This window comes from Pantoea sp. F_5 (assembly GCF_008631595.1).
Classification (GTDB): Bacteria; Pseudomonadota; Gammaproteobacteria; order Enterobacterales; family Enterobacteriaceae; genus Pantoea; species Pantoea gossypiicola.
Genome location: NZ_VWUO01000016.1, coordinates 88,829 through 104,726, shown reverse-complemented (window position 1 = coordinate 104,726; position 15,898 = coordinate 88,829). Strand labels below are relative to the sequence as shown.

The 15,898-nt window shown below is 45.9% G+C and carries 15 protein-coding genes and 1 pseudogene; 9 read left to right on the top strand and 7 right to left on the bottom strand.

Annotated elements, in window-relative coordinates; translation table 11 throughout:
• Positions 1-176: transposase (locus F3I44_RS18840; RefSeq protein WP_150019513.1), on the bottom strand; the 176-nt coding region annotated here is incomplete at its 3' end.
• 136 nt (positions 177-312) lie between these two features.
• Here F3I44_RS18840 and F3I44_RS18835 point away from each other — a divergent pair.
• The 3 genes from F3I44_RS18835 (at position 313) to F3I44_RS18825 (ending at position 2,132) form a co-directional block, all read left to right on the top strand.
• Complete coding sequence (locus tag F3I44_RS18835; RefSeq protein WP_150014240.1) at positions 313-609, top strand: chorismate mutase; 297 nt, start codon at positions 313-315, stop codon at positions 607-609.
• Positions 551-1,423, top strand: a complete 873-nt coding sequence (locus tag F3I44_RS18830; protein WP_223811707.1) for an AraC family transcriptional regulator — start codon at positions 551-553, stop codon at positions 1,421-1,423. Before F3I44_RS18835 ends, F3I44_RS18830 begins: the two co-directional genes overlap by 59 nt.
• Positions 1,424-1,517: 94 nt before the next feature.
• Positions 1,518-2,132 (top strand): LysE family translocator, encoded by a 615-nt coding sequence (locus F3I44_RS18825; RefSeq protein WP_084690480.1) that lies wholly within the window; start codon positions 1,518-1,520, stop codon positions 2,130-2,132.
• Positions 2,133-2,216: 84 nt separating this feature from the next.
• Here F3I44_RS18825 and F3I44_RS18820 read toward each other — a convergent pair whose 3' ends face one another.
• Positions 2,217-2,819 (bottom strand): site-specific integrase, encoded by a 603-nt coding sequence (locus F3I44_RS18820; RefSeq protein WP_150014238.1) that lies wholly within the window; start codon positions 2,817-2,819, stop codon positions 2,217-2,219.
• Between the two features lie 127 nt (positions 2,820-2,946).
• Between F3I44_RS18820 and F3I44_RS24010 the strand changes: the two are divergent.
• Positions 2,947-3,249, top strand: a pseudogene (locus F3I44_RS24010) (IS66 family transposase); the annotation flags it as partial.
• 35 nt (positions 3,250-3,284) lie between these two features.
• Here F3I44_RS24010 and F3I44_RS18810 read toward each other — a convergent pair.
• The 5 genes from F3I44_RS18810 to F3I44_RS18790 form a co-directional block, all read right to left on the bottom strand.
• Positions 3,285-4,925 (bottom strand): methyl-accepting chemotaxis protein, encoded by a 1,641-nt coding sequence (locus F3I44_RS18810; RefSeq protein ID WP_150014236.1) that lies wholly within the window; start codon positions 4,923-4,925, stop codon positions 3,285-3,287.
• A gap of 772 nt (positions 4,926-5,697) precedes the next feature.
• Positions 5,698-6,798, bottom strand: coding sequence for an ABC transporter substrate-binding protein (locus F3I44_RS18805; RefSeq protein ID WP_150015432.1), 1,101 nt, complete (start codon positions 6,796-6,798; stop codon positions 5,698-5,700).
• 15 nt (positions 6,799-6,813) lie between these two features.
• Entirely contained in the window at positions 6,814-7,656 is an 843-nt protein-coding gene (locus F3I44_RS18800; RefSeq protein WP_150019512.1) for an ABC transporter permease, read from the bottom strand.
• Positions 7,653-8,522, bottom strand: a complete 870-nt coding sequence (locus F3I44_RS18795) for an ABC transporter permease (protein WP_150015430.1) — start codon at positions 8,520-8,522, stop codon at positions 7,653-7,655. The genes F3I44_RS18800 and F3I44_RS18795 overlap by 4 nt, the downstream gene beginning before the upstream one ends.
• Positions 8,519-9,586 carry an ABC transporter ATP-binding protein gene (locus F3I44_RS18790; protein WP_150015440.1) on the bottom strand — a complete coding sequence of 356 codons (1,068 nt, stop codon included), beginning with the start codon at positions 9,584-9,586 and terminating at the stop codon, positions 8,519-8,521. Before F3I44_RS18790 ends, F3I44_RS18795 begins: the two co-directional genes overlap by 4 nt.
• A 215-nt stretch (positions 9,587-9,801) precedes the next feature.
• Between F3I44_RS18790 and F3I44_RS18785 the strand changes: the two genes are divergently transcribed.
• The 5 genes from F3I44_RS18785 (at position 9,802) to F3I44_RS18760 (ending at position 14,363) form a co-directional block, all read left to right on the top strand.
• Positions 9,802-10,629, top strand: coding sequence for a glycerophosphodiester phosphodiesterase family protein (locus F3I44_RS18785; RefSeq protein WP_046102943.1), 828 nt, complete (start codon positions 9,802-9,804; stop codon positions 10,627-10,629).
• Between the two features lie 29 nt (positions 10,630-10,658).
• Complete coding sequence (locus F3I44_RS18780) at positions 10,659-11,777, top strand: ROK family transcriptional regulator (RefSeq protein WP_150015429.1); 1,119 nt, start codon at positions 10,659-10,661, stop codon at positions 11,775-11,777.
• 70 nt (positions 11,778-11,847) lie between these two features.
• The gene (locus F3I44_RS18775) at positions 11,848-12,552 is read left to right on the top strand and encodes a DUF1868 domain-containing protein (protein ID WP_150015428.1); all 705 of its coding nucleotides are present in this window, start codon (positions 11,848-11,850) and stop codon (positions 12,550-12,552) included.
• 129 nt (positions 12,553-12,681) lie between these two features.
• Complete coding sequence (locus tag F3I44_RS18770) at positions 12,682-13,053, top strand: hypothetical protein (protein WP_150015427.1); 372 nt, start codon at positions 12,682-12,684, stop codon at positions 13,051-13,053.
• 890 nt (positions 13,054-13,943) lie between these two features.
• Positions 13,944-14,363 (top strand): hypothetical protein, encoded by a 420-nt coding sequence (locus F3I44_RS18760; protein WP_150015426.1) that lies wholly within the window; start codon positions 13,944-13,946, stop codon positions 14,361-14,363.
• Positions 14,364-15,898 lie beyond the last annotated feature (1,535 nt).

The following is a 15,898-nucleotide window of genomic DNA, read 5'->3' as shown; positions in this document are numbered from 1 at the left end:
TCAAGCGACTTCAGGCGCTTAACCTCGGGCACCCCCATACCGCCATACTTCTTGCGCCAGGTGTAAAAGGTGGCGTCAGAAATGGCGTGCTTACGGCAGAGTTCACGGGCAGAAACCCCGGCTTCAGGCTCGCGAAGAATACTGATGATCTGTTCGTCGGAAAAACGCTTCTTCATGGGGATGTCCTCATGTGGCTTATGAAGACATTACTAACATCGTGGTGTATTAATCAACGGGGGGCAGGTCATTACTGTTTTGAAACGAAAATTTGTGTAATCTATCGCATCCATGTACTAGTTAGATGGGGTTGTGATGAGTTTTTCGTCAATTGAGGACGTCAGAAACCGTATCGATCAGATTGACAGTGAACTGGTTAAAATGATCGCGCAATGCAGCCAGTGTGTTAAAGCTGCAGCAGCTTTCAAAAGTGACCATTCAGCCGTGCGTGCTCCAGACCGTGTCAAGCAGGTAATCGACAAGGTAAGTAAACAGGCGACTGAAGCAGGACTTCCTACAGGGATTATCGAAAAGGTCTGCCGGACTATGATCGATGCGTTTATCGATTATGAACTCACGCAACACGACCAACTGCGACAGGAGAAATGCTGACATCGTGCGTCAACATTCCATTGAACTCCTCCCCATAACTGTAGCGGGTGTCGAGGCAATAAACGCCAACAGCGACATTTCATTCGGGCGGCATACTCACGACCAGTTCGGTATTGGTTTGATGGACAGCGGCGGGCAAAAATCCCTGAGTGGGCGCGGACATGTCGAGTCGAACGCGGGTGATGTTATCGCTGTTAACCCGGGGGAAGTTCACGACGGGACACCACTCAATGGCCCGCGATCCTGGCGGATGCTTTATTTTGATAAAGAAATTATAAATCAATGCTTTATCGATATTTCTGATGGTAAATATGCCAGCGGAGAATTTGCCCTGCCTGTATCGACGAATGCTGGCATGGCAAAAAACTTCAACCAGTTATATCAAGTCATTATCAGTGGTAATAGCGATGTAGAAAAGCTGGCTGCGGATGAAGCATTGTTAGTCCTGACCAAAGCATTGGCCCAAATGCCCCGGATTCAGATGAACATGCCCATAAAAGGTGTGTTATACGCGAAGCAAAAAATGGATGACGCGCCGGAGAGTGCCACATCTCTTACTGAACTGGCGGCGATTGCCGGACTCGGGCAGTTTACATTTTTACGCGCTTTTGCGCATTACAGTGGACTGACCCCGCATGCCTATCTTATGCAGCGACGCCTGTCCCTGGTTCGAAAGCTTATCAGGGGCGGAATGAACCTTGCTGATGCAGCCATTGCGGGTGGATTTGCGGATCAAAGCCACATGACCCGTCTGTTTGGTCGCAGCTATGGCTATACGCCGGGCCTTTATGCGCAACAGATTTCAAAAATATAGCTGTCAGTGTCGCTGCAATTTTATTCAAGACAGAGAAACCTCTTAATCGAATACTGAAACGATTATTTCAGCTGTCGATGAGGGGTAAAATTTGATACTCTATAACGATTTTCTGGTGACATCTCTGCTAATTGTTATGTCACCCGGTACTGGTGCCATCATCACGCTTTCTGCCGGCCTCAGGCAGGGTAAACGTAGCGCAATAATTGCTGCTGCCGGATGCACTCTCGGGGTTTTGCCTCATATGCTGGCTGCAGTTACAGGCCTTGCCGCCCTGCTACATGCCAGTCCGTTACTATTTTCCATTGTGAAGTATACCGGTGTGGCTTACCTGCTGCTTATGGCGTGGCAAACTCTACGGGATAAGACACTTTTAACCGCTGATGGTCTCAGGCAGGAGTTATCTCCTGGCGCCTTGATAATACGGGCGGTAGTTGCCAATCTTCTTAATCCCAAACTTTCGCTATTTTTCCTAGCATTCCTTCCGCAGTTTATCGCCTCCGGTGATGTACATCCCACACAGAGTATGTTGATTCTTTCAGCTATTTTTACGGCCCTGACTTTTGCAGTATTTTCTCTGTATGGTGCTTTTGCATCATCTGTTAGTCATTATGTATTAGGAAATCCTAGGGTGATGACCGGCATTCGTTGGAGCGTGGCACTGGCCTTTACTGCAGTTGGGATTCGCCTGGCGATGGCTGTGCAATAGTAAAGACTTGTGATAGATAACGCCTGAAAGGGGAGGATTGAACGTCCGCTTCTGGCACAGGGCTGCTGTTGCAGCCCTCACAAATTAAACTTCAATAGACTCAGATATCTCCAAGGCATCATCCACTTCAATACCGAGATAACGGACTGTACTTTCGAGTTTTTTGTGACCTAACAGTAGCTGGATTACTCGAAGATTTTTCGTTTTTTTATAGATCAGATATGGCTTGGTTCTTCGCATAGAATGCGTACTGTACAGAGTCTCGTCGAGACCCAGCTTATCAATCCATCCATGAAAAATACGGTTATATTGCCTTGTTGAGATATGTCGTGAAGAACCGACGCGGGACTGGAACAGATAGTCGCTACTAAGTAGATGAGCCATTTTAATCCACGCGGTTACAGCCTCTCTGGTTCCCTTAGTCAGTTCAAACTGAACGGGGCTTCCCGTTTTTTGCTGCAGCACTGTCGCTCTGCCCGAAACAGAGTGCCCATAGGCCACATCAGAAACTTTTAGCTTAACCAGATCACAGCCCCGAAGTTTACTGTCCAGAGCCATGTTAAACAGAGCTAAATCGCGTACTTTTCCTTCCAGCTCAAGTCTGATACGGATTCCCCAGATATGAGAGATCTGAAGAGGCCGTTTCTGGCCAATAAGACGGCCCTTGTTCCATGGGAATGTTGTCATGCTCAATCTCCTTTGGGTTAGGAGATGTGATTATGGTCGTCCAATATGAGCGAGAAGCGGACATATTAATAGATATGGGCAGGACTGAACATTCTTGAGCGTTGGCATTCAGTTCAGCTGCGCCCTAGAGTTGCGGAAGAAAACGCAGCGTCAAATATGCGATACTGAGGAGCGCATCAGCGGCCTGCTGGAAGAGATATGTGAGGTTCTGGGTGAGCAGCATGACCCTGCACTGCCATAGCCGCTACGCTAGTCTTCCGCCCGTGAACCGCTGCTGGCGTATCTGCAATGCGAAACCTTAACGCTGCAGCCGGAGGAGGCGCTCTGCCCGGCGTGTGGTTGTGAACTTAGTCCGCTGGGCTGCGACGTGTCGGAACAGCTGGAGCTCATCAGCAGCACCTCAGCAGTGGCCAGTAAACCGGATCTTGCATCTGTTACCATGGCAGAAACCGGAACCGGATTTTATCAGAATGACTGCCAGCCAGAACTTGTGGTTGTCAAGCTCATATTTTTTACAGGCGTAGCAGCTTCAGTAAGTTTTTCGTCAGACCTGCCGGTTTTAAAGATCTCAACGGCCTGACGCAGATGGGCAGCCTGCTCCTCAAGGGACGCCGCCGCGCTGGCCGACTGTTCAACCAGTGCTGCGTTCTGCTGGGTGACGCCATCCATTTCCGAAACGGCTTTGCTGACCTGCTCAATACCGCGCGTCTGTTCCACTGATGAGGATGCGATTTCTTCCGTCAGCGTAGTCACACGGTTGACAGAGATGACAATACCGGACATCGATTTCCCGGCCTCTAAGGCATGATCAGCACCGCTTCTGATACGCAGTGCCGACTGTTCAATAAGCTGTTTTATATCCTGTGCGGCTACCGCACTGCGGCCCGCCAGGGAGCGGACCTCACCCGCAACGACAGCAAACCCGCGCCCCTGCTCGCCCGCACGTGCGGCTTCAACGGCAGCATTGAGGGCCAGAATATTAGTCTGGAAGGCTATGCCGTCGATAATTTCGATAATACCCGCCATTTTCTCTGAGCTTTCACTGATACTTTCCATGTTGGTGATAACCCTGCCAACGGTTTCACCGCCCTGCGTAGCTATGGCCGCCGCTTCTCTGGCCACAGCAGACGCCTGCTGGGCATTTTCGGCATTCAGTTTCACCGTGGATGTAATCTGCTCCATGCTGGCGGCGGTTTCTTCAAGCGCCGCCGCCTGCTGTTCTGTACGCGAGGACAAATCCGTGCTGCCGGCAGAAACCTCTGACGCGCCGGTTAAGATAGAATGCGCCGCGTCACCAACTGACCTGACGGTAGTGGCAAGCGCATTCCGCATCAACTTTAATTCAGCCACGAGGAGCCCTACCTCATTTCGGCCCTCATCACTGATTTCCGACACAAGGTTACCTGCGGAAATTGCGCGGATATAGCCCGTCAGCCTGTTGACCGGACCGAGCAGTAACGTTTTCAGCCCCAGCCAGACGGCAATGATGATGAAAAAGGCTGAAAATGCCACAGCCAGCAGCGTCCACCGCACATCCGCCAGCCCCTGCTGGTTCTGTTGTAAGGTCTGCTGCATCAGGTTATTGTTAACCGTCCGCCAGCTCTCATAGTTACGCTCAAGCTGGTCCTGTGCAGCTTGTGCGTCAAGATGACCATAGGCCTGATAATTTCCCTGCTTAAGGAAATTGGCAGATGCCTGCATCGTGGTATACATAGCCTGGAATGCACTGGCCACTTTGACGTCTTCCGCTTTGCTCTGACCTGTCTCACGGTGAACGGCCTGCCAGGCTCTGAATAAAGTCTGGGCCTCGGTGGCCGTCTGCACCGCGTTATCAAGAAGTGCAGACATCGCGGCAAGTGAAGCCGGGTCACTCTGGTTTTTCAGAAAGCGAATGGCTACGCGGTTAATGGTAACGCGTGTTTTTATAAGCGTCTGGACCGTATCGCCAAGATACTGCTGCTGCAGGGTAAGCTGGCGGGCACTGATAAAATTTTTGTCGGCCTTCAGGGCTGAGGCGTAAAAAAGCGCACCCGTTAGGGCAAGCAGGGCAGTGAAGATGATGAGTACTGCGGCAATGCCGGTCGTCAGCCTGAGATTTTTGAACATGTTGTGGTTCCGTATAATGAGTGTTTAAAACATCATCGGCAATAAATTACTTTACGTGAGTAACTACAGGTATATTGTTTAAAATAAGTTCAACAAGTGCTGTTTATCAGGTGAAGCTGCCACATGACCGGCCACTAAAGAAAGCAGATCTCAAATATGTATAAGTGCCAATACGGCCTATATGTGCCGCTTACGAAATGCTTTCGCTTCCACAGGCCATTCATCACTGCCCGGGCCTCATCATCCAGCGCATCCCAAGTGCGGCTGCGGAGTCCGGTAGCCAGCCACAGGTCATGTAGCCGGTCACTGTTTTGTCCGTCAGTTCTGCCCCGTCCCGCCGCCGTCAGCGCCCGCACCTAATTCACGTTCTCCTTCAGGCCGGTCATACGCAGCCTGTTTGTAAGCGTCTGACAGTGTTGACACTTGTATGAAGGTGCATCAGCTTAGACTTTAGCTGGTAGGTTTTGTTGATTCAGCACAATCAATCAGAGAGGGTCTGCTTTGGGCGAAAATCAGAATCCATTCTGCTAGACCCTACAATGTACAGTTAATGATTTTTAACTTAATACACGAAATTTCACCTGGGAATAACATCTTACTGGCACCTTACCTTTGTGCCAGATATAGCCATTAATGCGGTCACAGAAAGCGAGCGTGAGTCACGCGCATCGTGAACAGGACAAAAGGTGCATATACCAGAGCTGATATAGCACCTTGTTGGTAAGAGACAGGATGTGTAATCTGATAAAAATCATTTATTATGCGGAAAATTTTATCGTCCCAGCAATACCCGCCTTGAAAATTCTTTTTTGAGCTCAACGCTGTATGGGGCGTTATAAAAGCTTACCTTCTGAAATTTATCATCGAATTCTTTATTCAGATGTTTATTTACCGTAATTGAACCAAAAACGTTATGGAGTTCGCTTTGCGTTTTTTCACTGATCAGCCAGTTGACAAACAGAGCAGATGCAGCGGGGTGTGCTGAATTTTTAGCTATTACTACAGCGTTGGCACCGGCAGGCATATCAAACCCGGGTACATAAAATTTTATGCGTGATGTCACTGCACCTGTTTTTTTAAGAGTCAGCAGGTGGTCTTCCCACGCAGGTGCCAGAATAAGCTCGCCATCATTGATACGGGTAAGACTGTCTGCCTGCGATTTTGTGAGCGTGATCTTACTTTTATTTTTAATAAACCATTCCCATCCTTTATCCCACTGCTGGAGAACGGCCGGGTCTGCTTTATCAGCTAACTTATGCTCTCCCTGTCCGTGGAGTGTCAGTACTCTCTGTATAAAAGCTTCACCAGCCCCGCCATTTTGCGGATCATTGTATCCAAACAAATTTGGATTGTTGTCGATGAAGCCCTGAAGCTCCTCCAGAGTCTGAGGCAGTTTTTTGTCCTGCATTTGCAGCGGGTCATACGCAAACCCGGTCTGGCTTCCCCAGAATGCAAGGCCATATCCGAGGAAGTCGGTACCATTGACTTGACTATAGCCATTCTGGTATTCAGGAAGCCATGCTACTGGCGAAACGGTATGAGAGTTAAGGACAAGTGGCATCTGGCTCATCGTAAAACCTACTACATCAAGCTTCCCGGTTTCTTTATTTTTTTCAGCAAGAATTTTATTCAGATTCCCGTCTATGGTCGATTCAGGAATGATTACTTTAATACCGTACTCATATTCAAATTCTTTTACAAAATTTCGCCATTGTGGCTTGAGATACCAGACATTAAAGTTAACTGTCCCTTCGTTTTTTGCCTGGGAGACAACCTCGCTCCACGTCATTTCTGAAAGCTGCGCTCCCTTTGCCGCAGAAAAAGAGAGACCAGTAACCGTTATAACGGTAGTTAAAGTTAAAAAGCGTTTCATATTAACCTCTTCATATTAATATTTGCCAGTTGACTCAGCCGCATAATTATCCTTCAGCGCTCTTTCAATGATGATCATAAGGAAGATGTTAGGAATGATGAGTATCATTGATACAACTGCTGCGTCTGGTCTTACAAACGTGTATCCAAGGAAAGAATAAAGTATTGTCGGAATGGTAATAAAATCCGGTGAACCCAGTACATATGAAACGGAAAATTCCTCAAGACTCCTGACGAAACACAGTATCAGAGTAGCAAGAATGGCACTCTTCAGAAAAGGCAGATAAGCATTCCTGAATGTTGCCCACCTGTCCGAACCCAGATCGCGGCTGGCGTCAATCATCTCCTGCGGTACAGCCCGGAAACCGGCGGAAAGTATTCTTATTGCATAAGGCAGTGCGAGGACAGTATGTCCCGTAACGATGCTGATAAAAGGATTTTCGATATCGAGTTGCAAGATCATGGCGCTGAAAAATATGCCGATCAACATACCCGGCATAACGAGGGGGATCAGCGTCAGGATTTCAGCTATCCCTTTTCCTCTGAAAGGTATGCGTCCGAAAGCATAAGCAGTAGGAAGAGCCAGTAACAGACTCAGGGGAGCTACTGTTAACGCTATCGAATAACTGTTGAACATAGCGTCAGGAAGCGATGTCGTCTGCCACATATTTACCCATCTTGTGAAAGAGAGGCTGTCCGGAAATATGTCAGGGAAACTCCAGGGATGTGCAGGGTCAACCATCGACCATATTACCGCCATGCCCACGGGCAGCCCAAGCCATATAAAATTAGCAATGAGAAAAAAAGCTACCGAAACTCTCATGACTACACTGGTCTTTTCTGGACTGTTCACGTTCATTTCAGGTCGCCTTTGCATGTCATGAAAGGTGTTATCATTAACTTAACTGCTATACTGAATAATAGTGAGGTTATCATGATGATCATGGCAATCACGGCAGCGTTATTCCATTCTCCGTACTCCATAGCCGTTGACTGCATCAGTCGCGCAAGTGAATAAACATCATGAGGCCCGGCGACTGAATAAAAAGCAAAGTCACCGATCGCATCAATGAATACAATAATCAATGCCACCTGCACTGCGGGCAGGGTAAGTGGCAGTACAATAGTGATAAACCTCTGCCACTTATTAGCGCCTAAATTTACCGATGCGTTTAAAAGATCATTTTTCACAGTATTCACTGAGCTGCTTATCAGAATCAGCGCAAAGGGCATATTCTTCCATATCTGCAGGACAATGACTCCCGTGCCGAAACTGTCATTCTGCATACGCAGCGGCGCTCTGATAACTTTTGCGGCGAGAAGGAACTCATTAATAACACCATGGAATGAAATAATGTTAATAAATAAAAAGGCTGCAACAAGGCCAGGAATAAACATAGGTATACGCAGTATGGCAATGACACTTTCTTTCATGGGCAGCGGCTTTCTCAGCCATAAAGCAATGGGGTAGGCGAGAATAACGGCCCCCAGGGCTCCGAGAAGTGAAACTTTTAATGAATAAAGAAGTGAGCTCACCAGTACGGGATCGCGAAGCATCCCGGACCAGTACTGAAGTGTAAAATAACTTTCACCCGTCAGGTTAAAATAGCCAATACTCTGCGCTATCAGAACATAGAATGTTGAGCCCATAAGCATAAGGATAGTACCAAGCCCGCTTATCATAAGAAGCCAGGCAAATAACTCCTGCCGTACATTGGTTTTCATATCACAGGCTCCAGAAATACGATGGCATTTTCAGGCAAATAGAAACATGCCTGCCCACCGGTTTTAAAGGAAGGTTTTTTTATAAGTTGCAGCCGCACACCGGTTCCATCGCTTGTGTGCCCCAAAGCCTCGGTATGGTTTCCCATAAAAGCCATACTTTCAACGGTGATGGTAAAGTGATTAGAGTCTTTTCTGCTTTCCGGAATGTATACAGCATCTTCGGGTCGCCAGCATATCCAGCAATGATCGCTTTCAGGTACTCTGGAAGAGCTGACGTAGAAGCCCCCCATTGAAGTGGATACCCTGTAATAGCCGGGTTGTTCTGCCCTGCATATGGTTGCCTGCATAATATTTGCCGCACCAATAAAATCGGCAATAAAGCGGTTTGCCGGCTGATAGTATATTTCTTCAGGTGTGCCTGCCTGCGCAATGTTCCCTGCATTAAGTACCACAATTTTGTCTGACATGGAGAGCGCTTCACTCTGGTCATGCGTCACATAAACTGATGTAAGGTTGTGGCGCTCCTGAAGCTGCTTGATTTCATATCTCACACTTTCACGCAGCTTTGCATCCAGATTGGAAAGAGGTTCATCAAAAAGCATGACGTGAGGCTTTGTTACCATGGCTCTCGCGATCGCAACTCTTTGCTGTTGCCCGCCTGAAAGCTGAGAAGGCATTTTGTGTCTTTGTGATCCGAGGCCCATCTGTTTCAGCACGGTATTCACCGTAGCTTTCTGTTCGCCAGGGGGGATCCTCTTCTGCTTCAGCCCATAAGCAATATTGTGAACAACATTCAGATGAGGGAATAAAGCGTAAGACTGGAAACACATCGCAGTGCTTCGCTTCTCCGGGGGTAGTGTATTAATTGCCTGACCGTTCAGAATGATGTTTCCACTGTCTGGGGTAACGAATCCCGCAATCATCTTCAGAAGGGTTGTTTTACCGCATCCGCTGGGTCCCAGCAGGGTGACAAACTCCCCTTCTTCAACATCGAAAGAGATCTCTCTCGCTGCATAGTACTCGTCAAAACGCTTTGTAATTTTTTCAAGTCTCAGTTTAGCCATCATGCAGTCCCTAATTATCATCACGATTAACTTTAATGTTTAAACATTAAAATTTTGTGACAGTGAATTACTTGAGGATATCCCTCATTAAGAAAACTGTATATATATGATTTTATTAAATAAAAAAATAAATTAGATTTTCGCTGCTTTTTTTATTAAGTTTAGATAACATACTTAATAGCGAAGGATAATACTTTTTCTCAAAGGTGCTGAACGTGTTCAACTTCCATCAGGCCAGTAAAGGGGTCGTACTGGCGAACGGCCATCGTGGATACTCCAGTAAGTATCCTGAAAATACGCTTTTGGCATTTGAAGGCGCACGCCTGGCTGGAATGTCGAGTATTGAACTCGATGTGCACATGACTAAGGATGAGAAAATGGTGGTTATTCATGATTACCGCATTGACAGAGTATCGGATGGCTCTGGTTATGTGGCAAATATGACTCTCGACGAACTGAGAACGTATGACTTTGGCGTCAGCGTTTCCTCCGAAGAAGGAAAGGCTGCTATACCGCTACTGGATGACATCTTTGACTGGGCGATCAGGCACGATATGGGTCTTGTCGTAGAGATAAAACAGCGCTGTCGTCTTGACCGCTTTATTGAAAGATTCACCCAACTGGTGAACACCAGTACAGGCATTATCGAAAGAATGCAGTTACTGGGGTTTAACCATGTACTGCTTAATCAGGTCAGGGACAGTGTTCCGGGTCTGAAGATTCAGACAGTCTCACTTGAACGCTATAAAAATCAGCTTGAAGCTATTCTCGGTTCGGGTGCTGATTGTGTTTGTCTTGAATATGAACATACACATATAGACGATCTGAAGGCCTATAAGCAGGCGGGATTAGGTGTACGCCTTTACCTTACTCCGGGCAAGCTCGGTCTCGATACGCTGGAGTACTACCGTTTTAAGTTCGGGCATGATGTCCGCAGCGAGATACTGTTCTGGATGAAGGAAGGTCTGATTGACATGGTCAGCCATGATGACGTCCTGTATGTCAAAAGACTCATCAAAGACGCCGGGTTAAAATGTGCTTAACCATTTGATGCCCGTATATAGGAATTATCATGAATTTAGTCAGTGCACCTTTAGAACTGAGCGCGACGCAGCGTAACCTGATCGACCTGATCAGGAATCATGGCACCGTTACACGGGCCGAGCTCAGTCGTCTCTCAGGACTGACTCCGGGAGCTATAACACAGCAGTGTCGTGAACTCATTTTTACCGGTCTGATCATCGAGGGTGAGCCTGTACATGATGGCAAGCGTGGTCAGCCTTCTTTACCCCTGCGCCTGAATCCAGGAGGGGCCTGCTCTATAGGCGTTTCCTTCAGTCCTGGGTTTATTGACATTGCCGTCGTTGACCTTAGCGGAAAACCGCTCATACAGGTTTCAGAAAAACATACTGAAAACCGTGAAATATCCCATACGGTCAATCAGGTCATACAGATGGTTGCCGGTGCACTTAAAAAGAAACGTTTAAGTAACTCACGAATACTGGGCATTGGATATGCCGTTCCGGGATTCCTGAAAAAAGACGGCCGTAAAAGACAGACAGTAGCATGGCTTGATACCTGGAGGGAGGTTGACCTCCAGGCAGTCTTTGCAGCAGCGTTACCTTACCCGACCTGGGTAGAAAACATCGTAAATGCTTCTGTCATTGCCGAATATTACTCCGGTAATCACAGTAACATTTCTGACCTGGTCCTTATTGACCTGGGTTACGGAATTGCTGCAGGCATTATTGCTGACAATAAGCTTCTGAGTGGGGGGTTTTCGAATGCCGGAGAACTTGGAATGAGTTTCCCACTCGAACTGCCAAGGCCTTCTTATAAAGATTTGCTTATCACTCTGGAGAAGGCCGGTCTGGATCCCGATGAACTTGATGGCCTTGCTGGCAGCGGGAATAAGGTTATTGAGTGCTGGATAGCGCGTGTCAGTGAACAACTCGAACCCATTATATTCAGCTGTATCCAGTGGCTGGATCCTGAAGTTATCACGCTGGGTGGCGCGATGCCTAAAAAAATCGTCGGCCGGCTGGTGAAGGAGCTCAGGCTGAGAGTCAGCGGACGATTAGAGCCGTTACGGTCATCAGCACAAATTGAAGCTTCTGCTTTCAGTAAAGAGGGTGCGTCACGCGGGGCAGCAATGCTGCCCTTATATTACACACTGAATATAAAAAAGTAGCAGTGCCGGATTAGTTTTACTCTGGTGTAAAGGGTACGCCGGCCCGTATATCAGTAAAAGAGGATGGGATATGTCACGTGATTTTGTCAGTTACGCCCCGGATGTGGGAAGAAAATTTTCATCCTCCGGGTGTCCTTTACCTTTTGCGGGTAATACGTTTCTTGGCCACCTTGAACAGCAGGGGGAAGGATTTAAGACTTTTGATACAATACTTAATGTATACAGAGCACTGCCGGAAACCAGTTTTTTCAGGAAAATGGCGGCCCTTCCATCCAGCAGTTACCACATTACGCTTTTTACCGGTGTAAACGAGTGCGATCGTCATTCAGGCCCATGGCCAGCCGGTATATCTCGTGAGCTGGCGCTGGACGAGCTTAACAGATGTTTTCTGGATAAACTTAATTTACGTCAGCCAGGCCTGTCTGAATCCTTTGATTTCATGGTGGACTCAGACGCACCATTGCCAGGAAAAAATGATAATTTTTTCATCCCACTAAAACCGGCCGATCAGACCACATACAACCGTCTTCAGAAAATAAGAGGTGAGTTGTCAGAAATAACGGGTATTCGTCGTGACGATCATTACTCCTATCAGTACCATATTACGCTGGGGTATCTTCTGGAGACGCTTGATGGAGCGGAAAAACTGGAATACAGGGACAAAAGTATGGAGTGGAGAGAAATGATCTCGAAGGCTGGCAAAATTATCATTCGGGAATTTGAGTTCTGTACATTACGAGACATGTACTCATTCCGCAGAATTTGCACAATTTAGCAATATTATCAACTCTCTAACAGGACCGCTTTAAGATGATCTGATATAGAGATGCCCGGTTGAGAAAGTTGAAGAAGTATCTTCCAATGTCGCTTCTGAAAAATTAAGTTTTCTGGGAAGGAGAAACAAATGAGGTGGCTTTCTTTAATCAGGCCTGTCTTAATTTTGTCTGGGAGCGCAGGCTCTCCAGTCGGTAATCTTATACTTAACAAATGTGATCAGATTGCTTCAGATATTGCTGCATCATGGGTAGGGATATCGCAGGATGAACTGCTGATTGCATGGGGTACGCCGCAATATAGACTGAATCGGAGTGCCGGATGTAGCACACTGACTTACCTGTATAACAGGCCTGTAAATGAATATGGTTTAACAACGCGCAATCATATGCCGGATTATGAAACCTGTGCCCATGTTTTTTTTGTCGAGCAGGGCATACTAACAAAATGGCTTTCGACAGGTGGTCTTTCTAACAAAAGGCAGAAAATTGGACTGCAGTAATACAGCCGGCATATGAATCAGCGATTCATTTTATACTTTGCAAATCTGTCGCTGTATTACTGAAAAAATGTGTCTTTAATTAAGGGGCCGCTCAACGATTTTAACATTGAGCCGTCACAAAGCTGCGCGGCGTCATAGAAAAATGCATGTAGAGATGTGGAGTACTAACGATGCTAGGAAACTTTTTATTTTATTGGATTCAGCCTGAGCAATATTAAACCCCTTGGTTAAAGGGGTGTTATGTTGAAAAGTAACTGAAACTATGAAAATAAAACATCTTAATTTATAAATAATGACTTAAGGGAAATCATATGCGGTGCATTTATTTAATTATTTCTGTATTAATACTGACTGGATGTGCAGGCTCTCCACTCGGCAACCTGATTTTTAATAAACGTTATCAGACCAGTTCGGATATCGCTGCATCATGGGTCGGGTCGTCGGCAGACGAACTTGTAATGGCGTGGGGACCGCCTCAAAACAGCCAGGCTCTGAGTAACGGAAGCAGCATACTTGATTACCAGTATAACTGGATTGTAAATGGATCCGATTCAAGTATGTGGAACTATATTCCTGAATATGCAAACTGTGATAAGCGATTTCTGGTTGAGCAAGGGATAATAACAAGATGGTATTCATCAGGTGGCTGTCCAAAAAGACCTGAAGGTGCAAAATTGATTGATGGAAGTATACCGGTACCAAAACCAACTCTTTAGTAAGTTTTGCGCTTACCTGGATTTAATATGGGGAAAGCTTACATAATCCGGCATTTACTGGGAGAATTTCAGTTAAAAACGGGCTTTTCAGTATAAGAAAAAACTTTGACAAAACTTCGGTGGAAATTGTCATAAAAATCCAATCAACTCAGGAAATATCATAAGGTCAATATTATGAAGATTTATGTGGTAGCAATTGCATTTATGCTATTCGTTTCAGGATGCAGCTCCTTCAGCGGTGAGGATAAGTTTACCCGGAGTTATGTTTCAGCTCACATCACGCCTAATAAAACAACGGAATCTGAAGTTAAGACTCTCTATGGCACACCAGACAGACAGACATCACATTCAGACGGTAGTTACGTATGGTCGTTTAATAAGGATGGTAACATGAGTTCGCTTTCAAAAGCGCTTTCATACATTCCCGGAACCTCAGCACTAAGCGGCACCATGACTAGTGCGACTATAGCACAGAACACCAAGGATGATATAAGTTCTGTTTCTGATAAAGTAACCGGAAATTCAGAGCATCGTAGCGACTCTTTGACAATTTACTTTACCAAAAACAAAGTTGTTTCCGACTGGATTATGTAATTAATTCATGAGCGAGCTGAGGAAATAAAATCATTCCTGACTAATTAGTTTTATTTTTTGATTCTCAGCCGCTCGCATCCGCCCCGTTTTTCCGCCAGAAACCTTACCGTTATCTGGCGGGAGCGAAAATAGTAAAGCTAACTTTGGCTGGCGATGTAGGGATTCGGCATGGACGGTATTTGTCATGACTGGAAATAAAATATACTGCATAACTTCTGGGTTCAGGATTATAAAATAACCTGTCATCAGTTTTTTTAACAGTGCACATTAACAAAATGGTCTTCGCCAGGTGGCAACCCTAACAATAAGGGAAATGAAATAAGGGCACCCTGACAGGCCATGAATCAAGAATTTATTACCACTTTTTAATATACGGTGCTGTTTTTTTGAGTGGGTCTAGTTTTATGAAGGCCTTAAAAAATGTGTAAACGGATTAATAAAATAGCTGTTACTATTTCAGCTGCCTGGCTGCTAGCAGGATGTTCTACCCTGGCTCCGGAGCGGACGGCAGCAGAAAATCTGATGGGAAAAATATCAATGAAGCCTACAGGGTTTTCGGTAATCGATTGTTTGTTAGTACAGGAACAAGTGTAAGTACGTAAAGTAAATTTTACGGACATAATTTTTATCAGTTTTATTTTAAGGGGCTTGAATACGATCAGGAAAAGTTCAACGGTTCTTATATGGATACATCACAAGGCCGTCCGATTCTGGTTAATCAGTTCGAAACACAACATGTGCAGGAGTCATGTAAAGTTGGATTCTGGGCTGATCCGAAAACGAACATAATCGATTACTACGAAGTCAAAGGTAACTGTGGATTGGGAGGCTGGTAATTCGGTACAACCGGCATATTACATTATTGGGGAATAAACTGACCAGAATACCTTCTGGGAATTAAATAAAAACCTTTACTTAAAAGAGATACTCATATCAACAGTATTGACTTTTTATCGATGTACTAACTATTTTCTAACATGTTGCTGTTAGAATATTGGTAATTAACAAATAAAATTTTGCCTGAACAATCTGGAGTTAAAATCATGAAAAAAATTATCTGTATTTCAGCTGTTTCTTTTCTTTTAAGTGCGTGTACTACGATGTCTCCTGATCTCGCAATCCCGATACTACAGGCTGATACTTCTAAAATGTTAGGCCTGGGGTCTTCCGATGAGATAACTGTGACTAATGTTTCCATGTCTAAGCCTGATGCGCTCGGGTCTCAGGTGATATCGTATCGCGCAACTACTGATAAGGGGCGTATTTTAGACTGTGAAGCCCACGTGATTCCTGGTCTTCCGTTACAGGAGCCAACTGTAAGCACGCCTACGTGTAAACCGGTTAAGACCTATAACAAATAAAATCAGTACGTTATAAATTTTCAGTAAACGCCCGGGGCAGTTCATAGTGAAGGACTTGCAGTGGATTAGCCGCAAGTAAACAGCATGCCATATGCGATTTTATTTTACCCAGTACAGGCAATGTGTGCGGGGGCCCCGCGCTTTTACGATCAAATATTCCCTACATCAGGGACC

Coding starts and splice junctions, on each gene's coding strand:
- F3I44_RS18835 (WP_150014240.1), top strand. CDS start 313: ATGAGTTTTTCGTCAATTGAGGACGTCAGAAACCGTATCGATCAGATT.
- F3I44_RS18830 (WP_223811707.1), top strand. CDS start 551: ATGCGTTTATCGATTATGAACTCACGCAACACGACCAACTGCGACAGG.
- F3I44_RS18820 (WP_150014238.1), bottom strand. CDS start 2,819: ATGACAACATTCCCATGGAACAAGGGCCGTCTTATTGGCCAGAAACGG.
- F3I44_RS18810 (WP_150014236.1), bottom strand. CDS start 4,925: ATGTTCAAAAATCTCAGGCTGACGACCGGCATTGCCGCAGTACTCATC.
- F3I44_RS18805 (WP_150015432.1), bottom strand. CDS start 6,798: ATGAAACGCTTTTTAACTTTAACTACCGTTATAACGGTTACTGGTCTC.
- F3I44_RS18800 (WP_150019512.1), bottom strand. CDS start 7,656: ATGAACGTGAACAGTCCAGAAAAGACCAGTGTAGTCATGAGAGTTTCG.
- F3I44_RS18795 (WP_150015430.1), bottom strand. CDS start 8,522: ATGAAAACCAATGTACGGCAGGAGTTATTTGCCTGGCTTCTTATGATA.
- F3I44_RS18790 (WP_150015440.1), bottom strand. CDS start 9,586: ATGGCTAAACTGAGACTTGAAAAAATTACAAAGCGTTTTGACGAGTAC.
- F3I44_RS18780 (WP_150015429.1), top strand. CDS start 10,659: ATGAATTTAGTCAGTGCACCTTTAGAACTGAGCGCGACGCAGCGTAAC.
- F3I44_RS18775 (WP_150015428.1), top strand. CDS start 11,848: ATGTCACGTGATTTTGTCAGTTACGCCCCGGATGTGGGAAGAAAATTT.
- F3I44_RS18770 (WP_150015427.1), top strand. CDS start 12,682: ATGAGGTGGCTTTCTTTAATCAGGCCTGTCTTAATTTTGTCTGGGAGC.
- F3I44_RS18760 (WP_150015426.1), top strand. CDS start 13,944: ATGAAGATTTATGTGGTAGCAATTGCATTTATGCTATTCGTTTCAGGA.